This window comes from Pedobacter sp. 01N416 (assembly GCF_056399685.1).
The window spans coordinates 1-16,586 of the sequence record NZ_JBFTRT010000101.1 but is presented as its reverse complement, the minus strand read 5'-3'; the positions used below and the strand labels follow the sequence as shown (position 1 = coordinate 16,586).

Sequence of the window (16,586 nt, the reverse complement as noted above, 5' to 3'; positions counted from 1 at the left end):
CTCTGCGGACCATAAGTGGCTAATAGCGAAATGATGCACAAACTTATTGGGATTACCTTAATATTCTGTTTTTTATTAAAAAGGAAATAGATCGTTATACCGGCAAGCCATAATGCCAGTACCGTTAAAATATACCGGCTTTCAGTTATACCATAATGACCAACTCTTTTCCAAACGGCAAGCAATAAAAGCACCACCAATGGAATCATCATCACGTAAAAGAACCTCGAAAATAATTTAATCCAGCTATTACCCGCCGTTTCTTTAACCGGATAAACCAGTAGCAACGATAAGATCCCAAAAACTGCGTAGCCTAAAATCAGGCTTGATACCAAACCTTTGGGGAGCTCCCATAAAACAGCAATTTTAATCTCATACACCAGCAAAATCGCTAAATAGATTGTTACCAGTGGAATCAGTACAAACTGCGCAAATATTTTTAAACCTTTCGGGTAGCTATGATCTTCTTCGAGCAATTTATAATCAGTAGGGATTCCTGCTAAAAAGAAAGTAGTATTAAATCCAGCGCTAATGACGGCAAATAAGGTCATATATGTTTGCCACTTTATGTCCGCCTTAAACAATCCATCAATGGCAACCAAGGCCATTGCCAAGCCTGCATATAGTACAGCCGAATAAAGTGCTGAGGTTAGAAATCGAAGGAAAAGCACTTTATTAAACTGCCAGAAGCCATTTACTTTCTCCTGACCCACAAAAGGCGCGAATGCGACCAGCAAATGAAAGGCAAATGCAAATAAGAAAGTGCGGTAAAGATCTGCCGAATAGTTTGTAGGATCGAGGCTGAAGTAAAGCAAAATACAGATCAGTAAGCCTCCTAAGCGCAGTAACCACTTTTTCTTTAATGAGTATTGATTGCGTTCTGAAATTAAATCGAGTGCCAATATGAGCGCAAGTGCCAGGTTTAAAATGGCTATTGCCTTTATTAAATGATCTTTTAAATTCTCGTTCTGTTCTGAATAGTTTCGATAATCAGAAATATGGATATAATAACACCAGCACAATGTTGCGGCAACCGCAAAAATAAATTGTAAGGGAAAACGCTTAATTACAGTTACAAACCCATTGTAAAGCTGTTGGAGAGAGGGTAATTTCATCTGATTTTTTTATTAAAGATATAATCTTTTGTGCTTAATGACTAAGCGTCTGTTTTTAAATTGTTAAAAAAGGTTAAAGCACTATGCACAACTAACATATTAGTTTTATATTCGGCAAACCAAATCTTATCTATGAAACGCCTATTACTCTCGTTGTGCCTTTTCGTTTTTATCTCCACTTATTCGAAAGCACAAAGCCTCCATGCCATTAAAGGCCGAACGATTGATACTGCATCGACAACGCTTTTATCTGGAACCTCTATTGCTGTTTTAAATGCAAAAGATTCTACATTGGTAAAATTTACCCGGACAGCAGAAAATGGCTCATTCGAGCTTAACGGAATTAAAAACGGGAAGTTTATCTTATTGGTTTCTTACCCTAAGTATGCAGATTTTGTAGATCATTTTACGCTCGATTCTACCACTCAGGTTAAAGATTATGGAAAAATTAATCTTACAGGTATGGCCAAAATTCTTGCCGATGTAATTATTAAAGGAAACAGAACAGCCATAAAAATTAAAGGCGATACTACAGAGTTTGATCCCAAAGCATATAATATCGAACCGAACTCCAAGGTTGAGGACCTCATTAAACAATTTCCGGGCTTTCAGGTAGATAAAGACGGTAAAATTACGGCTCAGGGCAAAACAGTACCGAAGGTATTGGTAGATGGTGAAGAATTTTTTGGCGACGACCCAACGCTGGTAACTAAAAACCTGAGGGCAGATATGGTAGAATCTGTTCAGCTTTACGATAAAGCCAGCGATCAGGCTAGTTTTACAGGCATTGATGATGGCGAAAAAACCAAAACACTTAACATTAAACTTAAAGAAGATAAAAAGAACGGCTACTTTGGCAAAGTGCAGGGTGGTTATGGAACAAAAGATTTTTATCAGGGTCAGGGAATGTTTAATAAATTCTGGGGCAAAAAGAAATTTTCGGCATACGGCATTTTGGGCAATAATGGAACAGTGGGCTTAGGCTGGGATGACCGGGATAAATATGGGGGCTCTGGTGGCCTGACGATGAGTGATGACGGTGGGATGTATTTTAGTAGTGGAGGCGATGACTTTGATAGCTATGATGGGCAATATAATGGTCAGGGGTTACCTCTAGCCAGAACCGGGGGCTTGCATTTCGATAACAAATGGAACAAAGACAAGGAATCGTTAAACACAAATTATAAAATTGGGTCAATCAGGGTTCAGGGTGATAAAAACTCAATAAATCAGAACAATTTAGAATCGGGAGTACAGAATAATACCTCAAATGAATCATTCGACAATGACATGTTCAGACAAAAACTGGATGCCATGTATGAGCTAAAAATCGATACTACCTTAACCATGAAAGTTAACGTTGATGGCGCATTGAAAAAAAGTAATACCTCAAACCATTTTGTAACTTCAACTTTCGGTGAGAATGATAAATTCCTAAATTCGTCAGACAGAACGCTAAGCAATGAGGTAGATGATCAAAGTTTTAACATGAACGTTTTATTCACCAAAAAATTAAAGAAAAAAGGGCGTACATTATCATTAAACTTAAATCAATCGATCAACAAAAGTAATAGTGAAGGATACTTAAACTCGCTTAACAAACGGGCAAATGAGACCGGAACAGGAATAATAGATAGTCTTACCAATCAATTAAAGACCAACGATATAACAAATAGTGCCTTTAAGTTAAATGCAGCTTACACTGAACCCCTTTCAAAAACCTTGACGGTAATTATTAACTATGGCCTAAGTTTAATGAACGGGAAATCAGATCGGCTATCCTTTAATCAATCTGGAAGTGGCAGATATGATATTTTAGATACGCTCTACAGTAACAATTTTGAACTGAACCAGACCATCAATCAGGCAGGTGCAATTTTCAATTATAAAAAAGGTAAAACGGTTATCAATTTTGGATCGAAATTTAGTGGGGTAAATTTCAAACAGGATGATATTTACCATAACAAAACCTATGTAAGAAACTTTATTAATTATATGCCCCAGGCAACTTATCAATATCGTTTTTCTCAGCAAAAATCATTACGGATTAGCTATAATGGTAATACCAACCAGCCCACACTTGATCAACTTCAGCCAGTTAGGATAAATAACGATCCATTTAATGTTGTGGAAGGAAATCAAGATTTAAGACCATCATTCAGAAGTAACATCAATGCAAGTTATAACGCTTACAAAGTTTTAACCAATCAATCGGTTTGGTTAAGCGGCTCTTACAGCTTTACTGCAAATCCAATTATTAGCGATGTAACCACCAATGGTGTTGGTAAAAGCACCTATCGTTACATCAATTACAATGATAAAATGCAAACAAATTTCTATTTATATGGACAGATAAGCAGGAAAATAAACACACTTGGCGAAATAAATATAGGCTTAAATGCAAATGCAAATGGGAGTTCTTCTTATAACTTTATTACCACCGATTTAGGCAGAACCTTAAATAACACTAAAAACTATACCTACAGTGGGGGCATCAATATTTCGAAATACAAAGATAAAAGTTATAGTTTTTATACCCGCTTTGGTCCATCGTATAATATGGCTAGAGCAAGTATTGGTAGGAATAGCGATGGATGGGGATGGTCTGGTTATGCGTCGGGCAATGTGCAATTACCAGGGAAGTTTGAAATATCTACAGATGCAGAATACCAGTACAATGGAAAAACACAAGTGCTTACCGAAAGTTTTGAGCGTCTTATCTGGAATGCATCAGTAAGCAAAAAATTCTTTAAAGCAGAAAATTTAAGATTCTCAGCAACTGTAAATGATATTCTTAACCAGAATATCGGCTTTAATCGTTCGGCCAACAATACAACCATTAGCCAAAGCAGTTATACTACCATTAGAAGATATTTAATGTTCTCCGTATCGTGGGATTTTAATAAAATGGGCGGCGGTATTAAAACACAAAAATAACAACTATGAAAACTACACTAAAATATATCATCTTATTTGCTGTTATTTTCATCAGCAAGAGCTTATCCGCTCAAAATATACACTTCGTAAAAAACGGGGTGATCGAATTTGAGAAGAGGTCTAATATGTATGCTTTAATTAAAAAGAAGATCGATAAGGACAATGAAACTTATATGAAAGAGGCATTTGAGCAATATAAAAAGAACAATCCACAGTTTAAAGTTGCCAAAAGTACCTTAAACTTTACCAAGGATAAAAGTTTATATAAGTGGCCAACGGTAGAAGAAACGATGAATAACAATTGGCTATCATCTGATGTGCTGGCTGATTTAAAAAATACCATTGCTACAAATTTCGATTCGCAAACCAGTGCTACGCAAAAAAGTGTTTACGAGGATACTTATCTGGTTAAAGATAGCGTGCGTAAAATTAACTGGAAAATTACCGACGAAACAAGAGAAATTGCAGGTTATGAATGCCGCAGGGCAAATGCCATTATTATGGACTCGGTTTATGTTGTGGCTTATCATTAGTATAGCTATGTATAGTGCACTTTATAACCACATTAATAGATTTATAGATTTGAATAGCGATGAACAAGAAACCCTTGCATTGCTACTCAAATCTTTCTCCGTTAAAAAAAAGGCTTTTTTATTAGAAGAAGGGCAAACCTGCAGGGCGAATTATTTTGTAGTAAAAGGCTGCCTGAGGCTTTATTTCATTGATATAAAAGGTGCTGAGCAAACCACACAGTTTRCCATCGAAAACTGGTGGATTACCGATCTAACCAGCTTTCTATTTCATGAGCAATCTGAATTTTATATCCAGGCAGCAGAAACCACCGAGGTGATAGCCATCGAACATCACCATTATGATGAAATGTTCCATAAACTCCCTAAGCTGGAAAGGTACTTCAGACTGATCTTGCAAAAAAATCATCAAGCTTCACAGCGAAGAATAAAGTTCCTGTATAGCCAAACAGCAGAGGAAAGATACCATCATTTTAATCGTTTATTCCCTGAATTTGTACAGCGTGTACCACAGTATATGCTGGCTTCTTACCTCGGCTTTACCCCCGAATTTTTGAGTAAAATCAGGGCGAAGAAATAGGGCTTTGTTAACCGCAGAACACAGTGTACTCATTTAACATGGGCCTCGGAGACACAGAAAACACGGATAAATATAGTACGGGTATCGAAAAAGAAAACAAATGATCTGTGAGGACACAGACCATGGAAACACTCTGTGTTAATCCGTGCTTCCGTGGCAAAAAAAATGTGCCCTTTGTGTTAGCTAATCATTTCTTAAACTACATTAAGTTTTTTGCTCGTTAAGTTGCAGACCTTTACATCGTAATCAAAAAACAAATAAAATGGAAAGTAGAATTGATATCCCGAAAGTAGAACCTGCAGCTTACCAAGCCATGTACGGTTTAGAGAAATATTTATCAACCAGCAAACTAGATCCAATTCTTTTAGAACTGATTAAAATGCGTGCATCGCAAATTAATGGCTGTGCATTTTGCTTAAATATGCACTCAACCGATGCCCGCAAAATAGGAGAAACCGAACAACGTTTGTATTTATTAAATGCCTGGAGAGAAACAACCTTATTTACGGCACAAGAAGAAGCTGTTTTGGCTTTAACAGAAGAAGTAACCTTAATTAGCCACCATGTTTCTGATGCAACTTATCAGAGAGCTGCAAGCTTTTTTAACGAGCAGGAATTAGCACAGATTATTATGGCTATAGTTACCATTAATGCCTGGAACAGACTGGCTATTACCGCTAAAGTGATGGTTGGCTAACTAGATTCCTCTTTCAGCCCAGCACAAGGACACAATAACACTTGGTTAATTTTCAAAATACCCGGTGCTTTGTGTCTTTGTGCTTTAATGTAGATCGGTAAGGGATAAATTTATAGCACCCTTAACAACAATCCCTTTAAGTATTCTCCTTCCGGAAAAGAAATCCGGACCGGATGATCTTCTGGCTGGCAGAATTGTTTAATAATCTGAACTTCCTTGCCTGCATCAAGTGCCGCCCAGGCGATAATCTGTTTAAAGGTTTCGATATCAACCGCTCCTGAGCAAGAAAAAGTAGCCAATAAGCCTCCTTTTTCAAGCAACAACATGCCTAAACGGTTTAAATCTTTATAGGCTCTCGCCGCGCGGTCTAACGCCGAACGCGATGGCGCATATTTAGGTGGATCCAGTACAATCACATCAAATAATTCGCCTGATTCTTTGAAAGCCCTGAGTTGTTTATTTACATCTGATTGTATGGCTGTTACTTTATCTGTATCGAATTGGTTTAAGGCTACGTTTTGTTTTAATGTTTCTATAGCCAAAGCCGAACTATCAACACTGGTAATGCTTGCAGCACCATTAGCTAAACTATTTAAGCTAAAACCACCACTATAGCTAAAACAGTCCAAAACTTTTTTGCCTTTTGTATAACTGGCTAAAATGTGCCTATTATCGCGCTGATCACAATAAAATCCTGATTTTTGTCCTTCTGCGATATTGATGTGGTATATAATTCCATTTTCTTTTACCTCCAAAAATTCTGGCGGGTTTTCACCCCAGAGCAGTCCGTTTTCGATGGGTAAACCTTCATGGGTACGGGCAGTAGCGTCACTTTTATCAAAGATCCCTTTTGGATTTAATTCAGTTTTTAAAATTTCTACGATTTCTGCTTTCACTTTTTCGATTCCTGAACTTAAAATCTGAAGAGAAAGAAAATCAGCATATTGATCAACAATTAAACCTGGAAGGAAATCAGCTTCGCTAAATACCAGTCGGCAGGTATTGGTCTGTTCGCCTAAAATAAACTGACGTGAAGCAATAGCCTGTTTTAAGCGGTTCTGGTACCAGCTGTTATCAATGGTTTGAGCTTCATCCCATTCCAAAAGACGAACGGCAACACGCGAATTGCTGTTGTAATAACCATAGGCTAGAAATTCATTGTCGAAAGCAAAAACTTTTACTACATCACCATCTTCAGGTTTTCCCTTAACTTTTTCCAATGCTCCGGAAAATACCCATGGATGTCTTTGTAATGCCGCTTTTTCTTTGCCCTTTTTTAATGTGATTTCTACCATGCTGCAAAGGTAATAATTTGTAGGGAGTTTGGTGTAGAGCGTTTGGCGCTAACGATGGATGATAAGTTTGGAGTTGAGGGTTGGAAGTTTAGCGTGCCGTGTACAGCCGCATACCGCTAAACACCTTGCACAAATCGCCAACCGCTTGGCGCTCACCGCTTCTTCACCAATTCGGTATCTAAAACCTTTGTTTCGAATTCAGTTACGGGCCTTTTGGCTTCGATCATCGAGATTAACAGTTCGGTAGCTACCTGCCCCATTTCGAATGCGGGTTGTTTAACCGAGGTTAGAGATGGTGAAAATAATTCGACCAGGTTAGAATTTGTAAAACCTGCAATCGCAATTTTATGTGCCACCTCAGGATTGGTTTTCTTTAGGGCCATAATGCAGCCGGTAGTTAAGCGGTCGCTCGAAATAAAAATCCCATCTGGCTGTAACGGCAAAAGTTCTTTAACCGCCTGTTCCAGCTCTGCACTGTGCATACCTCCATGCTGGCAATATTTAACCAGCTCAGGTCTAAATTCGATATGGTATTTAACCAATGCTGCTTTATAACCTTCTAACCTTTCTTTTGTTATCGAAAGATTTTCAGAATTTGTTAAATGGGCAATGGTTCTTTTTCCAGATAAAATAAGATGTTCTGTGGCATCAAAAGAACCTTTAAAATTATTCGCGATTACCTTATGGGTTTCAAAATCTTTAGGCACACGGTCGAAAAAAACAATTGGTAAGCCCTTGGCATATAAACTCCTCAGGTAATCAATATCCTGCGTTTCAGACGATAGCGCAATCAATAAACCATCGATAGAACGTGATGCAAGGTGCTCAACATTCAGTTTCTCCTGCTTGTAAGATTCGTGACTTTGAGAGATGATAACGTGATAATCTTTATCATAAGCGATGGATTCGATGCCATTTATCACCTGAGAAAAAAAGTTGTTGGCAATTTCGCTCACAATAATGCCGATAGAATAGCTACGGCGCTCCTTTAAACTTCTGGCGATTGGATTAGCGCGGTAATTAACCTTTTCAGCATAAGCCAAAACCAGTTTTTTGGTTTCCTCACTAATTTCGTAACGATCTCTTAAAGCCCTGGAGACTGTTGAAGTTGACAATCCCAACGCTTTAGCAATATCTTTTATGGTAGATGTTTCAAATCTCATTTTCGTAATGCGTACAAGTTACAAAAAATATCTCTTTAAGGGGATTGGATGAGTAACATTAATAAACGTCGCATCTACGTTTTTGGGAACGTTTGCACAGTTTTTTAGTTAAATCTGGTTTCAATTGCTTTTTAGTTTGTAAAATTGTTACATCAACGTAACCAAATATAAACTAACTATAACATCCCGAAATAGAATTATATTCTATCTGCAAGCGATTGCAGCATCATAAAAAAACCAAATTACTTCAAATAAATAAATAACTATGAGCAGAGTTTTACTCTTTTTAGCACTTCTCTCTTTTTTTGGATTATCTGTTGCTCAAGCACAAAACAGACAATTAACAGGAACTGTAAAGGATAAATCTGATGGGCAGCCACTAATAGGCGTGAGTGTATCGATAAAGGATTCGAAAATTGGAGCGAGTACAGATGCGAATGGAGTTTACAAAATTCCCGTTCCGGCCAAAGGCGCTACCCTAATTTTTACCTATGTAGGTTATAAAACAAAAAATGTTGCTGTAGGTGAGCAAAACAAAATAGATGTAACACTTGAAGAAGATGCCAACACTTTACAAGAGGTTACCGTAAACATCGGTTACGGATCTGTACGTAAAGAAGCCTTAACGGGTTCCGTATCTTCCATTACCGGGAAAGATATTGATCAGTTCCCGGTAAGCACTGCAGCCCAGGCTTTGGCTGGTAAACTGGCAGGCGTATCGGTTACCACAACGGAAGGAAGCCCAGGCGCCGAAATTGTAATTAAAGTACGTGGGGGTAGCTCACTTACGGGTGATAATTCTCCATTGTACATTGTAGATGGAATCCAGGTTGAAAATGCATTATCCATTTTATCGCCGAACGAAATCCAGTCTATTGATGTGTTAAAAGACGTGGCATCAACATCAATTTATGGCAGTAGAGGTGCTAATGGAGTAGTGATCATTACCACCAAAAGCGGAAAGAAAGGAAGACCGATTGTTTCGTTTGATGCTTATGCGGGTGCGCGGCAGATTGTAAACGAGCTGGATGTAATGAATCCTTATGAGTTTATCAAATATCAATATGAGCTCTATAACAACAACACCAATCAGGATGTAAAAGATACTTTTACCAAAAAATATGGCACGTTTGAAGATCTGGACATTTACAAAAATATTCCAAATATCGATTGGCAGGACAAAATTTTCGGCCGTCAGGCATGGAGCAATACCGAAGTTTTAAATCTATCAGGCGGTACTTCTAAAACCACTTACAATGTTTCGGTAAACAATACCAAGGAAGACGGTATTATGCTTAACTCTGGCTATAGAAGAACTTTTGCCTCTGTGCGTTTAGACCATAAATTTTCTGATAAATTCAGGGTTGGTCTAAATGCCCGTTACAGTGGTCAGCGTATTGATGGTGTAGGTACAACCTCTACAGGTTCGCAGGGTACTAACCGTTTAAGAAATTCTGTACGTTACCAGCCTTATTCAGGTGGTGGCGATTCTGGCGATTTGTTCGATGCAGACTATTTAACTACCGGATTAACCAATCCAATTACCTTGGCCAACCAGGAATTGAAATATGATTATCGCAACGATTTAATTTCGAGCGGTTATGTACAATATTCGATTCTTAAAAACTTAACGATAAAGAGTACCGTTGGTTACAACCGAACTAACAGGCACGTTAATACTTTTAATGGCCCGGTAAGTAACGTAGCCAGGAACAATGCAGGTTTACCTGCCATCCAACTGGACACGGTAGCCCAAAAATCTTTTATTAATACCAACACCATTAACTATAAACCAAATCTGGGTAAAGACCATAGTTTAGATTTATTGGTAGGCCAGGAAATCAACATGGTCGATATCGATTCGAGAACAACTGTGCTYAAATTTTTACCCATAAACATCTCTCCCGATGATGCTTTTGTGAGCAGCGCTCCGGCAAATACCATTCAGGACAGGCCAACTTCACTAATTTCTGGCACCAGGCAGTTTTCGGTATTTAGCAGGGCCTCTTACGGTTTTAAAAATAAATACCTGGCCACTGTAAACTTCAGAACAGATGCTTCTTCATTATTTGCGGCAGGGAAACAATGGGGTTATTTCCCATCGGCACAGGTAGCCTGGAGGGTAACGGAAGAGAAATTTGTAAAAGATATGAACCTCGATTGGTTAGATAACTTTAAAGTTAGGTTTAGTTATGGTGCAGCAGGGAACAACCGTATCGGTCAGGATTTATTTAGAACATTATTTTACCTAAGTTCTACCACCGGTGGTTATGCCGATACAGATGGCTCAGTATCAACTGGTTTAATTTCAGGTACAGCTACAGGAAATATTTTATCTAACCCGAACATTACCTGGGAAACCAATATTTCTAAAAACCTGGGTATTGATATCGATTTATTTAAAAACAAGTTATCGCTTAATTTAGATTATTACGACAACAGAACAAAAAACCTACTTTTAAATGCAAATGTGCCACAAACTACGGGGTATGCTACACAACAGCAAAATGTGGGTAAAACCCAAAATACAGGTTTCGAACTGCAATTGAATTATCAGGCCGTTAAAACCAAAAACTTTAGCTACAATACCAGTTTCAACATTTCATTCAACAAGAACAAAATTGTCGAACTGCAAAATGGCGTAAATTCATACATCACACAATCAGGCTGGGTAAACAGCTTAGGCGATTTTAAAGTCGAAGTAGGCCAGCCGGTTGGTCAGTTTTACGGTTTCGTTTCGGACGGGCGATATACTGTTGATGATTTCACCTACGTCCAAAACACAACTACTGGTGCCTATACCTATACACTTAAGCCAACTGTTGCAAATAGCAGGGTATTATTGGGTAACCGTGATCCTCAGCCAGGCGACATGAAGGTTCAAAAACTATCGTCTTCATCAAGTATGATGATCGGTGATGACGACAGAACGGTTTTAGGTACAGCACAGCCGAAATTCACCGGAGGTTTCAACAATCAGTTTGCCTATAAAAATTTCGATCTAACTGTATTTGTAAACTTTAGTTACGGAAGCAAGGTGTACAACGCCAACAAAATAGAGTTTACCTCGCAATACAACGTAAAAGACAACAATTTACTTGCGGTGATGAATGATCGCTGGCAGAACTTTGATGCCAATGGTGTAAAGATAACAGACCCGGCATTATTGACTTCCATGAACGCCAATACTTCACTATGGACGCCTACAGGAGGGAACTATGCTTTAACCTCTTACGCTATTGAAAATGGCTCGTTTTTAAGAATCAGCAATCTGACACTGGGTTATAGCTTACCACAGGGTTTGATCAGAAAAACAGGTTTCATTTCAAAATTAAGGGTATACGGAACAGTTAATAACTTATATACGATAACGGGCTATACAGGTTATGATCCTGAAGCAAACACCCGCCGATCGAATCCACTTACGCCAGGTATAGATTACGCTGCTTATCCGCGCAGCAGATATATCCTTGCTGGTATAAACATGGTATTTTAACCTCAACATTAAAGAAAATGAACAATAAATTTATAAAATCGGCTTTAATGGTAATTGCTGTTGGAGCATTGAGCATAACTACTTCCTGTAAAAAATATTTAGATGTACAATCGCCGTCATCCTCTAGTCCGGATGTTGTTTTTGAAAGTACAGCAAACACCAATGCAGCAATTATTGCAGTTTACAACCGTCTTTGCGGTGATAATGGTTACGGAAGCCGCATATCTACACTATTTGGTTTAACCGCCGATGATTTTAAAACCTCGGGAAGTTATAGTTCTTCCGATCGCAGGGGGATTAGCATGTACGGTGCGAGTTCAGACAATACCGATCTGATCAACCCATTTTTACAATTATATGCGGGCGTAGAGCGGGCAAACATCTGCATCAAATTTATCCCGGCCTCTAGTCTTTATACCAATGGTTCTGAGGCTGACAAAACGATTATGAAACGGTATTATGGTGAAGCTTTAACATTAAGAGCACAATTTCTTTATGAATTGATCCGTAACTGGGGTGATGTTCCTGCGTCTTTCGTGCCTTCTGCAGATGCCGAAACATTGTATGGCCCAAATGTAGACCGCAATAAAACCTATGATCGGATCATCGCAGATTTAAAAATGGCTGAGGACCTGGTGCCATGGAGAAGTGGAATCACAGAATACGGCAGTTTCCGTTATACCAAAGGTGCAATTAAAGGCTTAAGAGCCCGTATTGCTTTAGCCAGAGGCGGTTATTCGCTAAGGTCGGCCAATCATACTATGGAACGCAGTGCTGATTATTTAACTTATTATAAAATTGCTTTTGATGAGTGTTTGGACATTATGAACCACCGTTCGGAGCATAGCCTGAATCCCGTTTATGAAAATGTATTTAAGACCTTGCATACCACAACCCGCTATGATGACGCCCACGAGCTGATGTTTGAAGTGGCTGCTTTTGGCGGCAACGCTTCTACCGATAGCAAATTAGGTTATTATAACGGTATCCGTTTTAACTCCGCATCTACTTTTGGTTCAGGCGGCGGCGGGATGAATGCTATTCCTACTTACTTTTATGAATTTGATGTCACCAAAGATTGTCGCAGGGATGTAACCATCGGCGTTTTCGAAATTACCGCAACATCAAAGAAAATTATCAATACCCTGTTTAACATGACGGATGGAAAATTCCGCAAATCATGGACAACTTTTAACAACTCTTCCGCTGCTCAAACTTTCGGGGTAAACTGGCCAATGTTACGTTTTGCCGATATACTGTTAATGTATGCAGAGGCAGATAATGAAATTAACGGAGCACCATCTGCTTCCGCAGTTAATGCCTTGCAAGAGGTACAAAAACGTGCCTTTGCTGGTTTTGAAGGACAAATCCCAGTAACACCAATGGATAAAAACGGCTTTTTTACTGCTATTGTGAAAGAAAGGTTATTGGAATTTGGAGGAGAGGGTATCCGTAAATATGATTTAATCCGCTGGAATTTATTAGGCAGTAAATTTGAAGAAACACGCAATAAAATACGTGCTTTGATTGCAGGAACGGGCGATTATACCAGTGTACCAAATTACGTTTATGCCAAAGAGGGGAATTACCTGTTGGGAACGAGCGTAAACGAAGTAGCCACACTCGATCTCTATGGCGGTGTACCAAATAATGTGTTTGCCTCACCAGGATTAAACACTTCAACAGCACCGAGCGGATATACCACTAAAAACTGGAGAAAGGCTGTTACAGAAGAAAACTCCATAACCAGCACTTCTACGGGAATTGCTTTTTACTTCGAAGCAAATAAAAAGGAACTTTTCCCATATCCTAAAACAACATTGATCGAAAATCCGAGTATGGCTCAAAACTTTGGTTATTAATTAGATATTAATTATGAAAACATTTATAAATCAATTAGGGTTTAAATTCGCCGTTTTATTATTGATGGTTGCGGTAATTTCTTCATGCAAAAAGGAAGAAGATATTCCAACAGAACCAGCAAGGATATTTAAGCCAAGCGATGTAAAAATTACCGCTGGCGAAACTTCAGCGAAATTAACCTGGACAGTTCCTTTGATGTCGACTGGAAAAACCTTTAAATACAGTATCGATTTCTCAACAGATTCGCTGTTTGCTACTGTAAATTACACCACTACAGCAGATACGGCCGGTGTAACGGTAACTGAAGAGAATTTAGCGGTAAGAACCAAATATTATGCAAGGGTTAAAGCCAGTGCAACTGAAAGCCAGCCTGAATCGAAATATATACGTAGCAGCGTTTTTCAGTTAACCGGGATTCAACTTTTTGCAGCCATCAGAGATAATGAAATTAAAGAGAATAATATTACACTGCGTTATACCCCAACAGTTGGTTTAACATCCATCGTTTTAACCCCTGAAAGCGGAACGGCAACCACGATAACCCTGAGTACCACTGATGCCTCGGCAGGGTTAAAAGCCATAACAGGATTAACAGCAGGGACAAAATATACCGCCGAACTATTTGCAGGAACGAAAAGCAAAGGAATTGCCACTTTTATTACCCTTGCTCCAACTACATATACGGTTAAATTAAATCCTGGTGATGACCTGGCTGCAGCGATTGCCAGTGCAACAAATGGCGCAATTATTGGTTTAAACCCAGGCACCTATACCTTGTCGGCAACCACTTTCATCACCCAAAAAACCATTACCATAAAATCAACATCAGGCAACCCAACCGATACAAAGGTAAATTATAAGGAAATTGATTTAGAGGGTACTGGGGCAGGCGTAACGCTTTCGGGTATTGAATTTGATGGAACAGCCAGTGCATCGCTTTATTTCCTTAATTTTATTGGCACACAGGCGGCCAATGGTGCAGCAGCAACTTTTACCAATGTAGTGGTAGATAACTGTATTGCACATGGCTCTGTAACATCGTTTTTAAGAGGCGATAGAGGCACGGCCGCCCGCGATTTTAAAATCACAGGCATTACGGTTAATAACTCGATTGTTTACGACATGGGCTTAAATGGTTCATCTGCATATTATACTTTTCACCTAAATAAAATGCAGTTCAATGCCCTTACCATATCTAAATCTACTTTTTACAATGCAGGCCCTGGCCTGGTTACAGCGAGCACCACTTATACAGGGGATGTTATCCCGACAGTTGCGATCACCAATTCGACCTTTAATGGTTTTGGTGGCAATGCCAAGTACGCCCTGTTAGATGCGAATGCCAATCCGATCAATTTTACCATTTTGAACAGCATTTTTGCAAATACACCAAAATCGGGTACGGTTAACGCTGCTGCCATTAGGGGCACAGGTGCAGGAAGTACATTGAAGGTTTCGAACAGTAATTACTTCAACCTGTTCAGCGCCCTAACTGGCGGAACAGCACTAACCTTTGGAACAGCAACTTTAGCAAGTAATCAATCTATCAATACCGGCTGGACAGCTACAACAACTGATTTCACTATAGCTGTTGGTTCGCCTTTAAGAAGCGCGGGAAGCACCGGTGGTCCGATCGGCGATCCAAGGTGGACATACTAATAAAAATTATAGGGCAGGTTTTAATCTGCCCTTTTTTAATGAACTTTATGCAGGGTTGCGTCATCTCCTTTGGTTTATCGGACTGATTTTTCTTCTTGTAAATAGTATTACAAGAAGAAAGCTTGGTAAGCGTTTAAATAAAAGGCAGGGTGAACTTCCGTCATCTCTAGTTCACAGAACTTGTGGTCGTATTAGTCCCTGCCTTTTATTACTGTCCAAGGCCTAGCTAGAATACTTTCTTTGAACTATCAAAGGTGATCGGCAAAAGACAGTTTATTTAAATATACTAAAAGATAAACGTATGGGAAACTGGAATGTTATTTTAGGAGTAGATGTATCAAAACTTACACTGGATATCAGCTGTGCAGAACGCAGGCTGCATATTAAGATCGATAACCATAGTAAAGGATTTGCCATGTTTAAAAAGTGGTGCAGAACCAATTCAATTGAGCTTAAAGAAGTACTGGTTGTTATGGAATTTACAGGCGGCTATGAGTACCGTTTTATCCAGTTTCTGGAATCGCAATCAATTGCCTATACCAGGCTATCTGGTTTGGAGATCAAAAATTCAATGGGCATGGTACGCGGAAAAAACGACAAGGATGATTCTTTCCGCATAGGTCAGTATGGYGAGGATAAGATCAAGCGCCTGGAGGCATCCCGKCCATTGAACAACAATATTCTTATAYTAAGGCAGCTGCTTTCCTTTCGGAAAAGACTGGTAAGGGAAAAGGCTGGCCTGGAAAGTACTTTAAAAGAAAGGATATACATGTTTTCAACCGGCAAGGACGATAAGATCAGCAAGATAATCCGCTCAAAGATAAAGGCAGACCAGAAGCATCAGTCCGAAATAGAGGCTGAGATTGCCTCTATTATCAAGCAGGATGGAGAGATGCTTAAAAATTATCGTATAATAAGCAGCATAAAGGGTATCGGCAAGGTAAATGCCTGGATGACGATCGCCTACACGGAAAACTTTGCATCTTTTCCAGACGCAAGGAAGTATGCAGTTTACGTGGGGGTAATACCATTCGGAAATACATCTGGAACAACTATCAAGGGAAAGCCAAAGGTGAGTTATCTGGCACAAAAGGAACTAAAACAGGAACTCAATCAGGCCGCAAAGTCTGCTATGCAACATGATCCCGAAATATCAGCTTATGCAGAACGTAAACAAAAGACCAAAGGCTATAATCTTGTTTTAAACAATGTGAAGTTCAAACTGATTTTAAGGATGTTCTCACTTGTTAA

11 protein-coding genes are annotated in these 16,586 nt (G+C 39.1%); 8 read left to right on the top strand and 3 right to left on the bottom strand.

The annotated features are described in order from the left end of the window. The coding region (locus AC1DND_RS07945; RefSeq protein ID WP_477580578.1) for a DUF4153 domain-containing protein at nt 1-1,115 on the bottom strand (1,115 nt) is incomplete at its 3' end. Nucleotides 1,116-1,247: 132 nt separating this feature from the next. Between AC1DND_RS07945 and AC1DND_RS07940 the strand changes: the two genes are divergently transcribed. The 4 genes from AC1DND_RS07940 to AC1DND_RS07925 all read left to right on the top strand — a co-directional run bounded on the left by AC1DND_RS07940 (nt 1,248) and on the right by AC1DND_RS07925 (nt 5,859). Continuing rightward, the gene (locus AC1DND_RS07940; RefSeq protein ID WP_477580577.1) at nt 1,248-4,052 is read left to right on the top strand and encodes an outer membrane beta-barrel family protein; all 2,805 of its coding nucleotides are present in this window, start codon (nt 1,248-1,250) and stop codon (nt 4,050-4,052) included. A gap of 5 nt (nt 4,053-4,057) precedes the next feature. After that, complete coding sequence (locus AC1DND_RS07935) at nt 4,058-4,585, top strand: GLPGLI family protein (protein WP_477580576.1); 528 nt, start codon at nt 4,058-4,060, stop codon at nt 4,583-4,585. A 7-nt stretch (nt 4,586-4,592) separates the two neighbouring features. Next, nucleotides 4,593-5,162 carry a Crp/Fnr family transcriptional regulator gene (locus AC1DND_RS07930; protein ID WP_477580575.1) on the top strand — a complete coding sequence of 190 codons (570 nt, stop codon included), beginning with the start codon at nt 4,593-4,595 and terminating at the stop codon, nt 5,160-5,162. A gap of 262 nt (nt 5,163-5,424) precedes the next feature. Next, the gene (locus AC1DND_RS07925; protein ID WP_477580574.1) at nt 5,425-5,859 is read left to right on the top strand and encodes a carboxymuconolactone decarboxylase family protein; all 435 of its coding nucleotides are present in this window, start codon (nt 5,425-5,427) and stop codon (nt 5,857-5,859) included. Nucleotides 5,860-5,969: 110 nt separating this feature from the next. Here the strand turns inward: AC1DND_RS07925 and AC1DND_RS07920 are convergent, their stop codons facing one another. Then, nucleotides 5,970-7,154 carry a class I SAM-dependent rRNA methyltransferase gene (locus tag AC1DND_RS07920; RefSeq protein ID WP_477580573.1) on the bottom strand — a complete coding sequence of 395 codons (1,185 nt, stop codon included), beginning with the start codon at nt 7,152-7,154 and terminating at the stop codon, nt 5,970-5,972. 152 nt (nt 7,155-7,306) lie between these two features. Beyond that, entirely contained in the window at nt 7,307-8,317 is a 1,011-nt protein-coding gene (locus tag AC1DND_RS07915) for a LacI family DNA-binding transcriptional regulator (RefSeq protein ID WP_230143288.1), read from the bottom strand. A gap of 265 nt (nt 8,318-8,582) precedes the next feature. On the opposite strand from AC1DND_RS07915, the gene AC1DND_RS07910 reads away from it, so the two are divergent. The 4 genes from AC1DND_RS07910 to AC1DND_RS07895 all read left to right on the top strand — a co-directional run. Next, on the top strand, nt 8,583-11,813 hold the full coding sequence (locus AC1DND_RS07910; protein WP_477580571.1) for a SusC/RagA family TonB-linked outer membrane protein: 3,231 nt from the start codon (nt 8,583-8,585) through the stop codon (nt 11,811-11,813). 17 nt (nt 11,814-11,830) lie between these two features. Continuing rightward, nucleotides 11,831-13,675: a RagB/SusD family nutrient uptake outer membrane protein gene (locus tag AC1DND_RS07905; RefSeq protein WP_477580569.1), complete on the top strand. Its 1,845-nt coding sequence runs from the start codon at nt 11,831-11,833 to the stop codon at nt 13,673-13,675. A gap of 13 nt (nt 13,676-13,688) precedes the next feature. Next, nucleotides 13,689-15,335, top strand: coding sequence for a fibronectin type III domain-containing protein (locus tag AC1DND_RS07900; RefSeq protein ID WP_477580567.1), 1,647 nt, complete (start codon nt 13,689-13,691; stop codon nt 15,333-15,335). Nucleotides 15,336-15,636: 301 nt separating this feature from the next. Continuing rightward, a partial coding sequence (locus tag AC1DND_RS07895) for an IS110 family transposase (RefSeq protein WP_477580565.1) occupies nt 15,637-16,586 on the top strand: 950 nt, incomplete at its 3' end.

Coding starts and splice junctions, on each gene's coding strand:
- AC1DND_RS07940 (WP_477580577.1), top strand. CDS start 1,248: ATGAAACGCCTATTACTCTCGTTGTGCCTTTTCGTTTTTATCTCCACT.
- AC1DND_RS07900 (WP_477580567.1), top strand. CDS start 13,689: ATGAAAACATTTATAAATCAATTAGGGTTTAAATTCGCCGTTTTATTA.
- AC1DND_RS07915 (WP_230143288.1), bottom strand. CDS start 8,317: ATGAGATTTGAAACATCTACCATAAAAGATATTGCTAAAGCGTTGGGA.
- AC1DND_RS07935 (WP_477580576.1), top strand. CDS start 4,058: ATGAAAACTACACTAAAATATATCATCTTATTTGCTGTTATTTTCATC.
- AC1DND_RS07905 (WP_477580569.1), top strand. CDS start 11,831: ATGAACAATAAATTTATAAAATCGGCTTTAATGGTAATTGCTGTTGGA.
- AC1DND_RS07925 (WP_477580574.1), top strand. CDS start 5,425: ATGGAAAGTAGAATTGATATCCCGAAAGTAGAACCTGCAGCTTACCAA.
- AC1DND_RS07920 (WP_477580573.1), bottom strand. CDS start 7,154: ATGGTAGAAATCACATTAAAAAAGGGCAAAGAAAAAGCGGCATTACAA.